Raw genomic sequence first — 17,791 nt, 5'->3', positions numbered from 1 at the left:
CATTCAATAGACTCATGAAAATTCGGGATGAAAAACTCCGGGAAATAATAGACTGGGCTAATGGAAATGAAGATATCAGGGCTGTTATACTGACCAGTTCTCTTGTAAATCCTTTAGCTCCTGTCGACGATTTCAGTGATCTGGATGTAGAGCTTATATTTGAAGACAACCAAGCTTATATTGCAGATCGTAAATGGCTTAATCTTTTTGGCAAGCCAATTTCTATGATTGAAGAGGATGAAAGCTGTTTCAATGGAATACATGCCATGAAAATGGTTTTGTATGAAGACACTGTAAAGGTGGATTTCAAGCTTTATCGTAAGTCTTCTTTTCTACAGGAAATACAGTATGAAGAGCTTCCCGAAGACTGGGATATAGGATACAAAATATTGCTGGACAAAGATGGCATTACCCAAAATATGAAACCTCCGACACATCTGGTTTCAATTATCAAAAAACCAGATGAAAAAGATTTTACAAAACTGATCACAGATTTCTGGTGGGACTGTACCTATGTCGCAAAATGTCTGGCGCGTGGAGATATCTTCTATGCCAAATTCATGTCGGAAAATATCATCAGAACGGAATATCTGGTTCCGCTGTTGGAGTGGCATATTGCAAATCAGCACAATTGGGATATTACAACCAATAAACATGGAAGGCTTTTCAAAAAATATCTGTCGCAGGATCTCTGGCCTAAAACTGAGCAAACCTTTTCCGGAAGCAATATCGAAGAAAACTGGAAAGCCCTTTTCAGTATGACTGATATAGTAGGAGAACTTGGGGGGAATCTAGCAGAATCGCTTAATTATCCCTATCCTTCAGAAATGGAGAATAATATCAGAGCCTATCTGGAAACAGTATATAAATCCTGTAATTAGTTTGTCTTTTTGTTCATCCATAAAAGACACTAAGGAATAATAAAAAGCGGCCTCAATAATTTTGAGGCCACTTTTATATCTGTTTATATTCTAAACATTTACGATACAATCTGATCTGCAAAGTATTTCTCCAGATCCTGCAGTGTCTCCGGATTGGTTTGTATATCTCTTACTACCTCGCCTTTATTCAGAATCACAATCCTGTTGCAAACCTCCGTTGTATGGGAAAGGTCGTGACTGGAAATAAGAAATGTAACATTAGCATCCTGCGACCAGTTTCTGATCAGGTTTTTCAGTTTAATCTGTGTAGAAGGATCAAGATTGGCAAAAGGCTCGTCCAATACAATAATTTCCGGATTACCTATCAATGCACCTACAATACCAACTTTCTTCATATTCCCTTTAGAAAGATCCCGGATATATTTTCCGGCATTCAGAATTTCTCCATTAAACAGATCCGAAAATTGCTTCAGAAATTCGTCTACGCTAGCCCTGTTCTGCCCTCTCAATTCTCCCAGAAAATAAAAATACTCTTCTGGTGTAAGATAGCCAATAAGGAAGCTTTCATCTATAAAAGCACTAAGCTTTGTTTTCCAGGCTTCAGATTCGTTAACTTTAATATTATCAATACTGATAAATCCCGATGAAGGAGCTATAAGATCTAATAGTACACTGAATAAAGTAGTTTTTCCGGCACCGTTATTTCCTACCAGTCCGAATGTCTCACCTTTGGGAATGCTAAGCTCATGGATATTTAAAACTTTATTGGCACCGTAAACTTTTGATATATTTTGAATTGAAATCATTTTATTGAATTTGGATATTAATTTATAGTTATTCGTTAAACTGTATAATATTGTTAGTCTACCTTTTTGAAGGCTGCAAGTGTAGAATACTTTTCGGACCTATAGATCTTCACGATCTGATCAAAAATCTTATCTCTTAAAAGGAATCCAATAAGCCCAAGAATACCTAAACTGATTACTGCTGCAGACATTCCGGCAAAGTATTTTACAATCCCGAATACCGCCATCGGAACCAACATCTGCGGGATAATAATGATCAGAATCTTTATATTAAAATTATTTTGTCCTGCAGTGAATCCTTTTGAAGCTGAATTTAAATCAATCGGTTTTTTATTATAGGCACCGGCTAATAAAGTAAGGTAAGAGTTAACACCCAAGTTATACAGACCTGCCGCAAATATGGTGAAATAGAACTCCCAACTTGTGAAGAAAACGTAGAAAGTCGCCAATACCATAGAAACAGCTGTAACAATAACGAAAAGCCACCATTTAGCCTTCAGATACTCTTTATACGGAACATTCTGTGTCATCATCAGTGGATAATAGGAACTATCCCATGCCGGAACTCTTTGTCCGAACATTAAATTGAACCCACCGGTAACAAAAATCCCAAGAAATACCTGCATAAAGCTATGGGAATACCCTTTATTAAAAATAAGCAATCCGTAAAATAAGAACAGAAAACCACCAATAAGTGCACTTCTGGCAGCTTTACTTCTTTTAATAAGTTTAATATCATTATTAATAAAAGTTCCTATAGCACCAAAACGGTTTAGGTATTCAATATTTTCTGTTTTTCCAACCGTCTTCTTCATTTCCAAACCTTTATCCAGATAAAGATTCTGTTTAATAAAGCTAAAAGCCATTTTACCTAAAACAAGAACCAGAAGCAAAGGAATAAAAAACAACCACCATTTCTGATATACAGAATAGATTAGTGTTTCGGAAATATTCAATACATCAATAATCTTGAAATAATGTAATCCGCCTAATACAATAATAACTGCAAAAATGGAATACAACAGTGTATTATTCTTATTGATGAATGTATTGATAAAGGCATTGGAAAAGATAAGTGCTACTACAGAAATAAACACCGCCAGTACCGATAATATACTAAAACCGCCATCCACTAAAAGCAATACTGTAAACGGAAGCATAAACAACAAAAACACCCATGTAAAGAATGACAAAAGAATCTTTACCAGAGTATAGCTTGTAATTTTATTCTTGGGAATATTAAGGGTAAGTAATGGCTTTATATTATTGGCTGGCAGCTGTTGCATAAAATATTTAAGCAACAGATCCAGTACCCAGTATACGAGAAAAAATCTACTGAAAAGAATCAATGGATTGACTCCCTCTTTCCTGGCACCAAAAAATAAGGCAAATGCTCCTCCGAAGAATATTAATGCCATATAGGCGAAGATGAAGAACATACCAATCTTCATCAGGATACCGGCTCCTAACTGCGGACTTCTGAAAAAACTTTTAAATTCCAGACGAATTAGTTTTGCAAACATGTTAATTAGCTTTATCTAATTAGTTCATGATTTGCAAGAAATGTTACAAAAATTTATTTTTTCTGATCTGTATTTCTGAAAGGCATAGAACCCACGTTAAAGCTACCATCAACAACAGCTTTCTCCAGTTCCAGAATACCTTTTAGAGATTCATAATCAACCTTATCGGCATCATCCGTAGGTTTATGGTAGTCGTCGTGTCCGCCAGTATGGAAAAACAGAACAGGAATATCTTTTTCATAGAAAGATGTCTGATCCGATCCGCCACGTCCTTCATAGCCCGTATAGAATTTCACAAACTTATTAGGATCTATTTCTTTGAAAATAGTCTCAAATTCTGGTGATGTTCCGTAGCCAATAACAGAAACGCCTCTTTCTTTGTTCAATCTGCCAATCATATCCATATTCAGCATCCAAAGCACTTTACCAAGGTCATATGTTGGGTTCTTTACAAAATACCGTGAACCAACCAATCCTAATTCTTCTGCTCCGAAAGCAATAAACAGGAAATTCACTGGCTCTTTTATATTATTTTGGCTATATACGCGTGCTAATTCCAATAATCCGGCAACACCCGAAGCATTGTCATCTGCACCATTGTGTATCATACCATAACTGTCTTTTGCCAAAGAGCTTCCCTGTTTTCCTTCTCCAAGATGGTCATAGTGAGCCCCAATAACAACGGTTTTAGCCGCATTATTATCTAAAAAGCCAATCACATTTCTGGCAGGTCGGATGCTATCGGTAACTTTAACTTTTCTGACTTTAGCCTCAAAGTCCTGATAATAACCATTTACTCCTAAAGGCTCCAGTTTATATTTTTTAAATTGTGAAGTGATGTATTTTGCGGCTTCTTGATTTTGTTTGCTCCCTGTTCCACGGCCCTTCATTCGGTCACTAGCCAAAAAATAAACGTGCTTTTTCAGATTTTTAACTTCAATCTCCTGTGCATAAGAGCATAGTCCTAGTAATAAGAAAGTAAATAGAATAGTATTTTTCATGGGTATTAATTCGTACAAAAATAGAGAAAACCCTGCAACGTTGCCAGTTTTCGGAAAACGAAACTACAGCATCAGTTCTTTTGCCTGTTCTATTGCTGCTTCTGTAATCTTGCTACCACTAAGCAATTGGGCAATTTCCTGTAGCTTTTCGTCCTGATTCAGAGGAATAATGGTAGACTGTGTTTTTCCTCCTACTTCGGATTTCATTACTTTATAATTGTAATCTCCTTTAGCAGCAACCTGAGCCAGGTGGGTGATAACAATAAGCTGCATATCCTGCCCCATCTCATGCATTAATTTTCCAATTTCTTCGGCTACACGTCCGGAAACTCCGGTATCTATTTCGTCCAGAATCAGGGTTGGCAGTTCAGAATTTTCAGCCATAATCTTTTTAACAGCAAGCATTACACGGGATCTTTCTCCTCCAGAAATAGCTGTATGAACAGGTTTCATCGGAAAACCGGTATTAGCTTGAAATAAAAGCTGAATGGTATCACTACCATATTCATTAAATTCAGGATCTTCACTTAAATCTACTTCCATCCTGGCCTTTTCCAAACCAAGGCGCTGTAAAATATGCTGGCTTTTCTCAACAAATATTTTAGCTCCGGACTTTCTGTTTTTAGTAAGTTCCGCTGCTATTTTTTTGAGTTTCGTCTTTTGTTGTTCAATATACTGGAGCTGCTCTTTGATATGCTCTTCCAGATTTTCTGCAAGATTTTGCTCTTTAGCATACTCATCACGGATACTAACAAGTTCTTCCACAGTCTGTACCTGATGCTTTATCAATAATGTATTTACCAGATTGAGTCTGGTATTAAGCTCTGCAAGAGCTTCAGGATTCATTTGTACCTTTTCAAGTTCGTTTTCACAGGAATCTGCTATATCCTTTAGTTCAAAATACAAACTCTGGATTCGCTCTGAAAGTTGTTCATAATTCTCAGAATATCCTGTAATCTTTGAAAGTTTTGCTTTAGTTTCGTTCAGAATAGTAAGTACTCCGGCTTCATCCTGCTGCAAAAGCTGATAAGTCTGTGATAACTGTTCTATAATAGTCTCTGCATTTTCTTGTGCAGAAAGTTCATTCTTAAGTTCATCCAGATTCAACTGATCCAGTTGTGCTTCCTCCAGCTCCTGTAAAAGATATTGATGGTAATCTGCCTCTTTATTACCTTCCGCTAAGCGTTTTTCTAACTGCAGAAGCTTGGCTTTTGCCTGTGTATAAATTTTAAATTCCGACTGATAGTCGGCTAATAATTTCTGATTTTTTGCCAGTCCGTCGATTATTCCAAACTGGTATGTTTCTGAAAAAAGATTAGAAGTTTCAAACTGCGAATGAATATCTATAAGTCTTTCAGAAAGCTCTTGCAATACAGATAATGTAACCGGAACATCATTAACAAAAGCTCTCGATTTACCGGCAGGTGCAATTTCTCTGCGTATAAGTGTTTCTTTCTCAAAGTCAAGATCATTATCTTCAAAAAAGCTTTTAAACTTCGCTTCATCCAGTACAAAAGTTCCTTCAACGATACTTTTCTTTTCAGCATCGGCAATTGACTTCAAATCTGCCCTTTCGCCCATCATTAGGCGCAGTGCACCAAGAATAATCGATTTACCGGCTCCAGTTTCTCCGGTAATCACCTGTAGCCCCTTATGAAGGTCTACCTCCAGCCTATCGATCAATGCAAAATTCTGAATGAATATTTTAGATAACATTTTTCCTTCGTTTACGCTATTTATTTAGTGTAATTTTTCTTCTACTACGTTTAGGATATCCTCTGCTACTTCTGTCTTCTTTTTAAGGTCGAATACCTTACTTTCTCCTTCTTTTGTGAAAATACTGATCTTATTGGTATCTCTCTTAAATCCTGCTCCGGAATCCTGAAGTGAATTCAGTATAATAAGATCCAGATTCTTTTGTACCAATTTAGATTTAGCATATTCTACTTCATTTTGGGTTTCCAGTGCAAAACCTACTAATAACTGATGGCTTTTCTTTTCACCCATTGTCTTCAGAATATCAGGGTTTTTCACAAGCTCTATCATAAAGTCCTGTTCCTTCTTTTTGATCTTCTGATCCGAATAATATTTGGGGGTATAATCTGCTACGGCAGCACTCATAATGGCTACATCTACATTTTCATAATATTTGAAAACCTCTTCCAACATCTCTTTCGCTGAGATTACAGCATGTAATGAAATATTGGGATGTGTAGTATGCAAGCTGCTTGGACCAGATATAAGGATAACCTCAGCACCTCTGTCTGCAGCTGCTTCCGCCAATGCAAATCCCATTTTTCCGGAAGAGTGATTTCCTATAAATCGAACAGGATCTATTGGTTCAAAGGTTGGTCCTGCTGTAATCAGTACCTTTTTGCCTTTCAGCAGAGACTTTGAATTTTCTGTACTAAAGAATTGTTGTAAATGTCTGAATATAGTTTCTGGTTCAGCCATTCTGCCTAGCCCCGTAAGACCACTTGCAAGCTCACCTTCTTCGGCCGGAATAATCCGGTTTCCAAAGCTCTCAATCTTTTTCAGATTTTCGGTTGTTGTAAGATGTGCATACATATCCAAATCCATTGCGGGAGCTACAAAAACAGGACATTTAGCTGAAAGATATGTTGCCTGTAAAAGATTGTCACATAAGCCTGTAGACATCTTTGCCAGTGTATTCGCCGTACATGGAGCAATAAGCATTACATCTGCCCATAGTGCTAAATCAACATGATTGTTCCAGGTCCCCTCTGTATTATAAAAATCTGTATATACCGGATTTCTGGATAAGGTTGAAAGACTAAGAGGTGTAACAAACTGGTGTGCATCCTCCGTCATAATCACCTGCACTTCTGCACCGTTTTTCACCAGTTCTCTTATCAGAAAATGGATTTTATAGGCAGCTATACCGCCTGTAACGCCCACTAATACTTTTCTTCCTTGTAAGCTGTTCGCCATGCTGAAAAATTTGTAGTAATAATACGACAAAAAGATGTCTTAAAAAAACATCTTCCTGCCAATATTCATAAAAGTCGTTGTAAAACGCTTAGTTTCTGTCTTCTGTCTTACGGAAATAGATATCACCATCCATCCATTCCTGAACTGCAATTGAAGTTGGTTTTGGTAATCTTTCGTAGTTCTTAGAAATCTCAATTTGTTCTCTGTTTTCAAAAACTTCTTCCAGAGTTGAGTTATGAACAGCAAATTCATCTAATTTTTGGTGAAGTTCTGTTCTGATTTCAGCATTAATCTGCTCCGCTCTCTTACCCATAATTACGATAGCTTCGTAGATGCTACCTACTTTTTCTTCGATCTTATTCTTATCGTAAGTGATGGTGTTTACTGGTGCTTTAGAATCTTTAACGCTCATATCTGATTTACTTTAATTTAAAATTTTAGTTGCTTTTTCTAGGTATTTTGAAAGTCGCTGCCGGAGGTGGTGTATTCAATATAGCAGAATCCTTTTGCAACCCTCTTACCTTATCTTTATATTCTTTTACAGCTTTAGCCTTACGGTTATTCTCTGCTTTTTTTTCCATTTCAGCAGCTTGTTCAGCTGAAAGTCTTTTAATTCTTGCTTCTCTCTCTGCTCTTCTCTTATCGTATTCTACTTTAAGTTTAGCAAAGTTTTCTTTCTCATGCTCCAGAGACTCTCTTATTTTTACAGCATCTTTACTGTTATCAGAGTTAGGGAACTCACGTTCCACCTGTCTGGTAAAAGAAATAGCATTTTCAATTCTGTCTGATTTCAGATCATAACTAGACAATGTAGCCAATCTCTCTTTAGATCTCATCATATAATTAAAGATCTGCGGACGAAGTTTTGTAGAAGGATAATCTTCCAATACATTTTCAAATGCTATATCGGCAGCTTTATATTCCGCCATTTTATAATACTGACGGGCATTTTCGTAAGCTTTGAATTCTAGTTTGTAAGACAATTCATCTACAAGCTTAGAAATATTTTTTGATCTTTCCGAACCCGGATAAGTATTCAGGAACTCCTGAAGCTCATTAATCGCAGCAATTGTACTTTCCTGATCGAGATTATAATCTCTTGAATCCTGGTGGTAACAAAGCGCTGACATATAAGCTGCCTCTTCTCTGCGTGGATCTCTCGGGTTATTTACAGTAAAGCTTTTAAACTGGTGCCCTGCTAATTTATAACTTCTGTCATAGTAATTAGCATAAGCTTGTTTATAGCTCATATCGGCTAACTCATCGGTTCCTGCAAGCAGATTTGGTAATCTGTCATAAAGCGCTAGAGCCTGCTTCCAATTCTTTTTTTCGTAATATTTGTCAGCTGCTTTAAGAATAACTTCTTTGTCTGCGCTTTTCATTGCGTTGTCAAACTCTTTGTTACAAGAAACAACGATCAATGCAAGAGTAATAAAGGTTAGAATCTTTTTCATAAATATTTCCGGGCTTTACCTAAGGAATCTTTTCCTTATTAGTTTGCCTATTCGATCTGCAAAAATAAGATTTTTTTTACAATAGAATTGTTTTTATGATAGTTTAACAGTATAGTAATCTCTTTTTAAGAAACCACTACACTGTTATTATCTGTTTATTACGATTCCGGCACCTGTTTAGTGTGCTGCATCGGCAGGATTTATCTTTGATTTCCCCTGCTTGATGGAAAGCACAAACGGAATACAAATAAGGAATAGTATACCAAGATACAGGAATACATCTGCATAGGTCAGTACCATTGCCTGCTTCATCACCTGTCCCTCCAGTAGTTTATATGCTCTTCCTAATGCCTCCTGTGCTGTAGCTCCTTTTGACATCATCATTTGCTGATACATCTGTATTCTTTGTGCAACAATGTCTTTGGTGATATCAACATGGGCCATTAGGTTTACTCTGTGTTTTTGAGAGTCTCTCGCTATATATGTGGTAATAATTGCAATACCAAATGAACCACCTAACTGTCTCATCATCCCTGTAAATGCCGCTCCTTCTGCAATTTCTCTACCTTTTAAGGACGAAAGGGATAGTGTTGTAATCGGCACAAATAGCAGACCTAAACCAACCCCTCTAATTACCAGCGGCCAGAAAAACTCATCCGTAGAGGTATATGGGGTCATCTCATAGTACATCGCAAGACTGTACAGGAAGAATATCGCAAATCCAAGTGTAACCAAATATTTCTGAGGAACTCCTTTCTGTAGCAACTTCCCGATAATTGGCATCATGATTCCGGTCATAATAGATGACGGCACCAGTAGTAATCCGGCATCTGTAGCCGTCCACCCCAGGATAGATTGTGTATATATCGGGACAATAAATGTTGATCCGTATAAACCAAATCCTAATACAAAGGTAAGAACAGTTCCTACCGCCAGGTTAGTATTCTTCAGTACCCTCAGGTTTACAATAGGATATTTCGCTGTTAGCTCCCTCCATAAAAAGAAGATTGCAGACAATACAGTAACAATACTCAGGATAAGAATAATCTTATCATTGAACCAGTCGTCTTGTTGACCGTGCTCTAAAACGTACTGTAAAGATCCTACAGATGTAGAAAGCAGTATAATCCCCCACCAGTCTACCTCACTCGGTTTACGTTTCTCACCATATCTCGGACTTTTTACAAAGTTCATTGCCAGCAGTGCTGCAATAATACCAAGCGGAATGTTGATATAGAAAATATATGGCCAGGAGAAATTATCTACAATATATCCTCCCAGTGGTGGTCCCAATGTAGGTCCTACAATAACTCCCATCCCATAAATAGCTTGGGCCATACCTCTTTTCTCCACCGGGAAAATTTCGGTAATAATGGTTTGCGAGGTTACTAATAAGGCTCCCCCACCAAGTCCCTGTATAAACCTGAAGATAATAAGCTCTGCCATTGAGGTTGAATTTCCACAAAGGAAAGAAGCCGCGGTAAAGACAATGATCGAAGCTACAAAGTAATTTCTTCTACCAAACTGCTGAGAAAGCCATGCCGTCATTGGTACCATAATTACGTTTGCAATAGCATAAGCCGTAACTACCCAGGCAACATCTTCCAGTGTTACTCCCAGACTCCCTTTCATAGAGTCCAGAGCCACGTTCACAATGGTAGTATCTACGATTTCCAGAAGAGCACACAATACCGCCATTAAAACGATAATACCCCTTCTAAAACCATATTCTACCAGAGAATCCGGATTTTCCATTAATCAATTAAGGTATTTAGAACGGAGAAACCTCCGTTTCTTTTATTTATAAATTATTTAGTAGTCACATCAACATCCAGATTCATTCCCGGACGAAGATATTTCAGCATAGGATCTTTCGGGTTTACAAACTCGATAGATACTGGTAGTCTTTGTACCACTTTTACGAAGTTTCCTGAAGCATTATCCGGAGGTAAAAGAGAGAACTGAGCTCCTGTTGCCGGAGAGAAAGAGCTTACTTTAGCTTCGAATTTATGCTGTGGATAAGCATCCGCTTTAATTTCTACTTTCTGTCCGATTCTTATTTTTTCTAACTGAGTTTCTTTGAAGTTAGCAACAACCCAAATATGTTCGTCTACAATGTTAAATAATTGTTGACCAGGATTAAGCAATTGTCCCTGTTGCAAATCTACTCTTGAAACAAAACCTGAAACCGGTGCTGTAATTACAGTATAAGAAAGGTTGATTTTTGCAGCCTCTAAAGACGCTTTGCTTTTCTCCAGGTTAGCTTTTGCTACAGATACCTGAGATCCTACAGCGTGGCTTTGAGAAATTGTAGCTTGTGTCTGATTTTGAGTAGCTAATCTCTGGCTTTCATATCCTTTTACAGTTGCCTGAGCCTCTAGCATTGCTGTACGAGCTTGCTCAAATTGCTGTTTTGTAATACTGTGATCCTGATAAAGATTGCTGTATCTGTTATAATCTTGTGTTGCCTGCCAAAGTTTAGCTTTTGCAGCATCGATATTAGCGTTCATTGCAGCAACCTGATTATTTGTAATAGGTAATGTAGAAGTAGATGCCTCAGTCTGTGCCTGTGCTGCAGTAATACCGCTTTCAGCCTGAGAAACTCCGGCTCTTGCTTCTTCTACCCTAGTATTAATATCACTTGCATCAAGAATTAAAAGTGTATCTCCTTTTTTCACATATTGGTTATCTTTTACTCTTACCTCTTTTATAAAGGCCTGAATTCTTGGAGTGATAGCCGTTATATTTGTTTCTATCTGCGCATCATCAGTTGTCTGGTGCACTTGCGCATGCTGATATTTATAAAATCCAAATGCCCCACCTCCTACAATAAGAACCGCAAGGATGGCGATAAACTTTGAATTAATTTTCTTTTTATTTGGAACTTGTTCAGACATTTCTATGTTTATTATTTGCCGTTATTAATATTTTATTTCTCCTGTTTGTCTTAGTAAATTGAAATAAGACCATTTTTTATCTGCTTTTCCGTATACCAGATTAAGCTGAGCCTGAAGCTGCTCTACGTCTGCAGTAAGAAGATCTGTTGTTGTTGCAAGACCATTATCGAATTTGTTCTTCACAACTTTATAGTTTTCATTAGCCTGTCCCACAGCCTCTTCATAAACTTTAATCTTCTCGTTTTGCAGCTGATAATCTTCAAACGCATTGTGGATATCAGTTTTCACCTTATCGTTCAATGCTTTTTTATTCTCCTGAATTTCAACCTGCTGTAGTTTTGCTGTTTGTACAGTAGCTCTGTTCTTATACAGGTTAGCAAGATCATAGGAAAGAGATAAACCAGCCATTGTCATATGATTAATCTGCAAAATATTAGGCATCCATGCATTGATATACCCTGCAGTAAGAGAAACTGTTGGATAATATGCTGCTTTCGCAATTTCTACATTAGCTTTTCCAACCTTTTCCTGCTCCGAAAGAATTTTATATTCCTGTCTTTGTTGTAAAGACTGCTCCTGAAGATTTTGTTCGTTTACAAATTCCTGAGCCTCGTCTCCACCAATTTCAGGGTCTATTTCAGTTCCTTCAGCTAATCCTAAAAGGACTCCAAGATTGTAGTTTAGTACATTAACATTCTTTTTAGCATCCGCCAAAGACAATTTAACGTTACTTTCCTGAAGTTTTACTCTCATCAGATCGTTTCTGGCAACAACTCCGTTCAGTTCCAGTTTCTCGAAGTCAACACTTCTCTGATGTGATCTGGAAAGGTTTTCGTTGATTACACTGATAGCCTGCTTTGCCTTATAAAGGTTTACAAATCCCTGTGTTGCAGCTAAAGCAATATCCTGCTTGTCGTTTTCCAACTGATACTGCTGAATGCTCTTCTGATATTCCGCAACAGCAATTCCGTTCTTAATCTTAAATCCTGCAAAAAGAGGCATTCCAAGATTTAGCTGCTGTATTGCCACATAATCCGGAGCAGACGGAGATGCTCCACCACCATTCAGGAACGGAAGCTCTGATTTTATTTCCATTGTATTAAATGGCTTCATCAGGTTTCCGCTTAGTTTCAGATCTGGTAATCTTTTATTCTTTGCCTCCTGGACTTTCGAGTCCATTGTATTCAGTTGCGCTTCAGCAATTTTAACCTTAGAGTTATTTTTCATGCTTAGTACTATAGCTTCGGACAAAGTCAGCTTTTGTACTGTTTGCGCAAATTCCAAACCCGCGGCGCTAAATGCAGCCAACAGGAGAATTTTAGTTGTCATTTGTTTCATACCCTAGTAATGAAAATACGGTGTTGTATAAATGGGTTTTTAATCGTTCTTCTAATTTCTGATAGTAATCTTCCTCATTATGCTCAGGCAGGTAGGCCTGGTAAAACTCTCTGTTTCTGATGCTAAAGATGATCGTCCCGAGAATAGTTGCTAGAAGATTTTCAGGCTTTACAGCCTTTTTAAATTCACCTACTACTATTCCTTTCTGAACTACTTCTTCAAATTTGGTTACGCATAATGCGTAAAAATCACGAAGAAATTCTTTATTAGGTTCTGCAGTATGGCATTCATTAGTTACAAATCCATGGAAATAATTGAATTTAAGGATCTGTCCAAGGATAAAATTCAGAATTTCTTTCATTTGCATAGCCGGGCTTGCTGATGAAATCGTTTGTGTAAAATTGCTGAAATTTTCCTTTGCTTTCTGAACTCTGTACTGATACAAATGAAACATCATTTTATCTTTCGAACCGAAATAATATGAGATCATGGCAACATTTATATTCGCCTGACTACAAATTTCTCTTACTGATGTTCCTTTAAAGCCTTTCTCTGCGATAAGGCTTTCTGCAACTTCTAAAATATGCAGTTGCTTTTCACTAAGTTTTTTTATTTTTCTCATTTTACGGATGCAAATTTAATTCACTTTTATGTTATTAAACAAACGTTTAATTAATTTTTTTTCAATTATTTTATTTTTTAATTTTGGAAGATGATATTTGACTTTCATCATCACCATAAGATCCCTGACTATGAGGGAGTTTACAACAAATCTGTTCAGGAAGAATTTTCTCCGGAATTCTATTCCATAGGTTTGCACCCTCAGGATATCAATGAGGATTGGGAGTCTGTAATTGAAAAAGTACATACTGCGGCAAAAACCTCAAACTGCCTATCCATAGGCGAATGCGGCCTGGATGCTTTCGTAAATACATCTATAGAAGAGCAAATAAAAGTGTTTAAATCACAAATTGCAATAGCGGAAGAACTGCAAAAACCGCTAACAATTCACTGTGTCCGTCGTTACAACGAGGTTATAACAGTATGTAAGGGAGTTCGTATTCCAAAAATTATCCATGGATTTAATAAAAGAGAAACCATTGCAACACAATTATTGCAAAATGGTTTTTACTTGTCTTTTGGAGCTTCACTTCTGAATAATTTATCTTTGCAAAAAACTTTTCAGAAAATACCCAACGAAACTTTCGTATTAGAGACCGATACCGCGGAGATCAGCATTGAAATGCTTTATGAAAAAGCTGCAATGGTACGGGGTATTTCTATAATGGAGCTGGAAAATATAGTAGATTATAATTTAAAAACAATTTTCAGATGGTAGATATCTGGCTGGAGCGCACCGAATTACTAATAAAAGAAGCAGGCATAGAGAAACTAAAAAAATCCAATATCCTAATTGTAGGAATGGGTGGGGTAGGTTCTTTTGCAGCGGAATTTATAGCCCGTTCGGGTGTTGGTAATCTGACGATTGTGGACGGCGACGTTATAGATATCACCAATATAAACCGCCAGCTTCCCGCTCTTCACTCAACTGTCGGAGACGATAAAGTTGAATTAATGGCAAGAAGAATTCTGGATATTAATCCGGAATTAAACTTAACCAGAATTAATGAGTTTCTGAACCCGGAAAGAATGGAAGAAGTCATCCAGGCAGGAAACTTCGATTATATTTTAGATTGTATTGATAGTGTAAGTCCTAAGCTTGCGCTGATTAAAGCTGCCAAAAAAAATAAAATAAAAATAGTAAGCTGTATGGGCGCCGGCGGAAAGCTGGATCCAAGCAAAGTAATGGTACGTGACATCAGTAAAACTCGTAATTGCTTTCTGGCAAAGCAAGTTAGAAAAAGGCTGAAAAAAGAAGGTATTAATAAAGGATTCCGTTGTGTTTTCTCTACAGAAATACAGAGAGAAGACAGTCTGAAAATGACAGACGGCAGCAATTATAAAAAATCTTTTTACGGAACCATTAGCTATATGCCTGCTATATTTGGGCTGTATGCAGCATCAGAAGTTATAAGATATCTCATACAAGATAAAATAGCTGAATAAATAATCAGCCAAAAAAAATTAAATGAAAGAATTCGGGTTCCCATCTTCGGAAAAGTTAAAAGCGAAGAAAGATATAGACCGCCTTTTCAAAGAAGGCAAATGGGTTACTACAGGTAATCTTCGCATTATATGGCTTGCCAGTGAATCCGAGACCAAAGTAGGTGTAAGTGTCTCTAAAAGGTACTTTAAAAAAGCTGTATACAGAAACAGAGTAAAGAGATTGCTTCGTGAAGCTTACAGGCTGAATAAGCCTCTTTTGCATGAAAGATTCGGGGAGCATTTTCACATTATGCTATTTTGGGCATCCCCACAACTTCCTGAAAATCTGGATCAAGTAAAATATTTTTACGAGAAACTTTGTCGTAAAAATTAATCATCCTATTTGTTTTTTGCATACATTTAATAAAATTTATGGTATGCCGGAACATATTTCATACTTACAATATATTCTCGGAGCATTTATCGGAATAGGCTTAGCTGCTGCTTCAGGATTCAGGGTATTCATGCCACTCTTTGCAGTAAGTCTGGCATCATATCTTGGCTGGATTCCAATGAATGAAAGCTGGCAATGGCTAGCCGGGCTGCCAACTCTTATAGCAACAGGTATTGCCATGATCGTAGAAATACTAGCTTACTACATTCCTTTTATAGATCATTTACTGGATACTATCAATATTCCTTTAGCTACTATTGCAGGAACACTATTGTTTGCCAGTCAATTCACTCATCTCGGCACATTTCCACAATGGGCATTGGCCTTAATTGCCGGTGGCGGAACAGCCAGTGTAATAAGTTCAGGATTTGCGGGTCTAAGGGCTACATCTACAGCAACTACCGGCGGGACTGGTAATTTTATGGTAGCAAGTACGGAAACATTCGGCGGAAGTCTAATGTCTATACTGGCACTAGCTGCACCTATTATCGCTTTTATTATTACAATCTTATTGATTGTTCTGAGCATTCGGTACGGAAAAAAAATATGGCGCAGAATAAAGCAGTTCCGAAGCCCTGACACGGAAACAAAATAATCTGATACTATACCTGTTTAGATTTTAATCCAAAAAAATTAGCCTTCGGCAAGCTCAGTCTGACACCTCTAAAAGGAAGATATTTTGGGCTAGTAATGTTACTTTGAACCTGTCTAAGAACATTAACTATAAAGTTTAAACATATAATCAATAAAAAAGCCCGAAAGAAAATCTTCCGGACTTTTGTTTTATTTAATCTTCCTGCTGGATTTTACCAGACTTCAAATCTTTTATATAATTAATTTTCTCCTGGAATTCTTTCTTCTTTTCAGGGAATTTTCTCTGGAGAATCTCAAAGGCATTTATAGACTTATTATACAAACGCTGCCCCAAATATAAGTTGGCCAGAGTTTCCGTCATTAGATGCGAAATATCATCACCTTTATCTCTTATCACATAATCCGACTCGTCCTTTAAAGCACTAATTCTTGGATTGTTTTCGATAAACTTCTCAATTGCCTTATTCTTTTTCTCAACGTCTACATTCTCAGGCTTTTCTTTGTGCAGCCAGTTTTGCCAGGTGTTAATAAATGAAGAAACATTACTTGTTACAATTGTTTCTTGTTTAGGTTCAGTCATTATTTCCTCTTCCATTTTTTCTTCATTACTATCCTGTGGTTCTTCTGTTACAGCCTCAGGTTTTACTTCTTCTTTTCCTTTATCAGCGCCTGTTGCACCAAAGAAAGAATAGTTGATTACCGGTCTTTCAGAAGATTCTGTTGCAGAAACTTCTTCTACAATTTCGTTCTCTGTAACCTCTTCTGCTACAGGCGCTTCCGCATGAGCTTCTGCAACTTCAGGTTCCGGAATGGTCTCTTCTTTTAATTCAGGTTCTGGTAATTTTTCCTCTTTAACCTGCATTTCAGATTTTCCGATCAATGCATCAGGGATATGAGCATCAAAGCTCATTGGTTTCCAGTCGTCATTTATAACCGGAGCAGGTTCCGGAGTCGCATCTAATAGAGGCTCTTCTTCAATAATTTCATCAATTATTACAGGAGTATTTTCTTCAACCGCTTCTTCCTCTACTTTTATATCTTCCGGCTCTTGATTTTCAACTTTATCTGATATATCAGAAGAAATATTTTCTTCCACCGGTCTGCTTAGAAAATCAAAATGGGTATTGTCTGCAAAATCAAGCGTAGAGTGATCTATATGCTTCTCTTCTTCCTGTTGCTCCTCTACAGACGCAGGTGCATCGGTAATTATCGGTTGTGTAATTGTAGTAACAAATGAATGTTGGAATCCCGGAACAGCAGAAGGCTTTTTCTCCTTAGCATATTCGGTATGATTATCCGGTATACTGAACTTAACATCCGGAAGAAAATTATCTGCACCAGCGAAACTTGTCTGAGCCGACAAATGATCTTCTTCTGTATGTTCCGCTTCTTTCGGGAGATCTATAATACTTTCTTCTTCTGAATCCTGAATTACAGCAACTGGCTCTACATTCTCAGGAATAACCTCCTCTATTTTTTCTTCAAAAACAGGTTCTTTTTCAGGCTCAGTTGTACTTTCTTCAATTTCATCCACTTTTGGTTCTACAGCTGCAACAGTTATTTCTTCTGTAGCTTTCTGAACAGGCACTTCTGCCACCTCTTCCTGTTGATAAGACACCGGATTAATAAGCTGATACAAAATCTTTTTATCAGTTGTATAAGCTGCTGTTAATGCCAGTTCCTTTTGATAAGCCTCAGGCTGAAACTGATGTAACGCCATCAGAAATAAAGCCCGAATTGGCTGTACATATGGATAATTGGATATTTCTCTTCTGAGCTCTCCAATATCCGATGCTTTTAAACTTTCGGGGAACTTTATTATATGTAAAATTCGTTCATTCATCA

At 37.3% G+C, this 17,791-nt stretch carries 17 protein-coding genes; 5 read left to right on the top strand and 12 right to left on the bottom strand.

Going from position 1 to position 17,791, the window contains the following annotated elements:
- Window positions 1–14 precede the first annotated feature (14 nt).
- Window positions 15–881, top strand: coding sequence for an AadS family aminoglycoside 6-adenylyltransferase (locus tag AYC65_RS18400; protein WP_034871767.1), 867 nt, complete (start codon window positions 15–17; stop codon window positions 879–881).
- 98 nt (window positions 882–979) lie between these two features.
- On the opposite strand, the gene AYC65_RS18395 is transcribed toward AYC65_RS18400, so the two are convergent.
- The 11 genes from AYC65_RS18395 to AYC65_RS18345 all read right to left on the bottom strand — a co-directional run bounded on the left by AYC65_RS18395 (window position 980) and on the right by AYC65_RS18345 (window position 13,474).
- Window positions 980–1,687 carry an ABC transporter ATP-binding protein gene (locus AYC65_RS18395; protein ID WP_034871768.1) on the bottom strand — a complete coding sequence of 236 codons (708 nt, stop codon included), beginning with the start codon at window positions 1,685–1,687 and terminating at the stop codon, window positions 980–982.
- Between the two features lie 53 nt (window positions 1,688–1,740).
- Window positions 1,741–3,210 carry a DUF5687 family protein gene (locus AYC65_RS18390; protein ID WP_034871769.1) on the bottom strand — a complete coding sequence of 490 codons (1,470 nt, stop codon included), beginning with the start codon at window positions 3,208–3,210 and terminating at the stop codon, window positions 1,741–1,743.
- A 53-nt stretch (window positions 3,211–3,263) separates the two neighbouring features.
- Window positions 3,264–4,211: a M20/M25/M40 family metallo-hydrolase gene (locus AYC65_RS18385; protein WP_034871770.1), complete on the bottom strand. Its 948-nt coding sequence runs from the start codon at window positions 4,209–4,211 to the stop codon at window positions 3,264–3,266.
- 63 nt (window positions 4,212–4,274) lie between these two features.
- The gene (recN, locus tag AYC65_RS18380) at window positions 4,275–5,927 is read right to left on the bottom strand and encodes a DNA repair protein RecN (protein WP_034871771.1); all 1,653 of its coding nucleotides are present in this window, start codon (window positions 5,925–5,927) and stop codon (window positions 4,275–4,277) included.
- A 24-nt stretch (window positions 5,928–5,951) separates the two neighbouring features.
- Window positions 5,952–7,163, bottom strand: coding sequence for a bifunctional phosphopantothenoylcysteine decarboxylase/phosphopantothenate--cysteine ligase CoaBC (gene coaBC, locus AYC65_RS18375; protein ID WP_034871772.1), 1,212 nt, complete (start codon window positions 7,161–7,163; stop codon window positions 5,952–5,954).
- Window positions 7,164–7,251: 88 nt separating this feature from the next.
- Window positions 7,252–7,575, bottom strand: a complete 324-nt coding sequence (locus AYC65_RS18370; protein WP_009086749.1) for a DNA-directed RNA polymerase subunit omega — start codon at window positions 7,573–7,575, stop codon at window positions 7,252–7,254.
- A 25-nt stretch (window positions 7,576–7,600) separates the two neighbouring features.
- Complete coding sequence (locus AYC65_RS18365; protein WP_034871773.1) at window positions 7,601–8,617, bottom strand: outer membrane protein assembly factor BamD; 1,017 nt, start codon at window positions 8,615–8,617, stop codon at window positions 7,601–7,603.
- A gap of 177 nt (window positions 8,618–8,794) precedes the next feature.
- Window positions 8,795–10,372 carry a DHA2 family efflux MFS transporter permease subunit gene (locus AYC65_RS18360; RefSeq protein WP_034871774.1) on the bottom strand — a complete coding sequence of 526 codons (1,578 nt, stop codon included), beginning with the start codon at window positions 10,370–10,372 and terminating at the stop codon, window positions 8,795–8,797.
- Between the two features lie 53 nt (window positions 10,373–10,425).
- Window positions 10,426–11,514, bottom strand: a complete 1,089-nt coding sequence (locus tag AYC65_RS18355; RefSeq protein ID WP_034871775.1) for an HlyD family secretion protein — start codon at window positions 11,512–11,514, stop codon at window positions 10,426–10,428.
- A 24-nt stretch (window positions 11,515–11,538) separates the two neighbouring features.
- On the bottom strand, window positions 11,539–12,852 hold the full coding sequence (locus AYC65_RS18350; protein ID WP_034871776.1) for a TolC family protein: 1,314 nt from the start codon (window positions 12,850–12,852) through the stop codon (window positions 11,539–11,541).
- Entirely contained in the window at window positions 12,833–13,474 is a 642-nt protein-coding gene (locus AYC65_RS18345) for a TetR/AcrR family transcriptional regulator (protein ID WP_034871777.1), read from the bottom strand. Before AYC65_RS18345 ends, AYC65_RS18350 begins: the two co-directional genes overlap by 20 nt.
- A gap of 90 nt (window positions 13,475–13,564) precedes the next feature.
- Between AYC65_RS18345 and AYC65_RS18340 the strand changes: the two genes are divergently transcribed.
- Genes AYC65_RS18340 through AYC65_RS18325 form a run of 4 tightly spaced genes read left to right on the top strand, consistent with a single transcriptional unit; the run spans window position 13,565 to window position 15,947 of the window.
- The gene (locus AYC65_RS18340; RefSeq protein WP_034871778.1) at window positions 13,565–14,191 is read left to right on the top strand and encodes a TatD family hydrolase; all 627 of its coding nucleotides are present in this window, start codon (window positions 13,565–13,567) and stop codon (window positions 14,189–14,191) included.
- Window positions 14,185–14,919, top strand: a complete 735-nt coding sequence (locus AYC65_RS18335) for a tRNA threonylcarbamoyladenosine dehydratase (RefSeq protein WP_059333869.1) — start codon at window positions 14,185–14,187, stop codon at window positions 14,917–14,919. Before AYC65_RS18340 ends, AYC65_RS18335 begins: the two co-directional genes overlap by 7 nt.
- Window positions 14,920–14,941: 22 nt before the next feature.
- Window positions 14,942–15,292, top strand: coding sequence for a ribonuclease P protein component (gene rnpA, locus AYC65_RS18330; RefSeq protein WP_034871779.1), 351 nt, complete (start codon window positions 14,942–14,944; stop codon window positions 15,290–15,292).
- Window positions 15,293–15,335: 43 nt separating this feature from the next.
- The gene (locus tag AYC65_RS18325) at window positions 15,336–15,947 is read left to right on the top strand and encodes a DUF4126 domain-containing protein (RefSeq protein WP_034871780.1); all 612 of its coding nucleotides are present in this window, start codon (window positions 15,336–15,338) and stop codon (window positions 15,945–15,947) included.
- 192 nt (window positions 15,948–16,139) lie between these two features.
- Here the strand turns inward: AYC65_RS18325 and AYC65_RS18320 are convergent, their stop codons facing one another.
- Window positions 16,140–17,789, bottom strand: a complete 1,650-nt coding sequence (locus AYC65_RS18320) for a hypothetical protein (RefSeq protein WP_034871980.1) — start codon at window positions 17,787–17,789, stop codon at window positions 16,140–16,142.
- Between the last annotated feature and the right edge of the window lie 2 nt (window positions 17,790–17,791).

Source organism: Elizabethkingia bruuniana (assembly GCF_002024805.1).
GTDB lineage: Bacteria > Bacteroidota > Bacteroidia > Flavobacteriales > Weeksellaceae > Elizabethkingia > Elizabethkingia bruuniana.
This window is presented reverse-complemented; position numbering and strand designations above follow the sequence as displayed.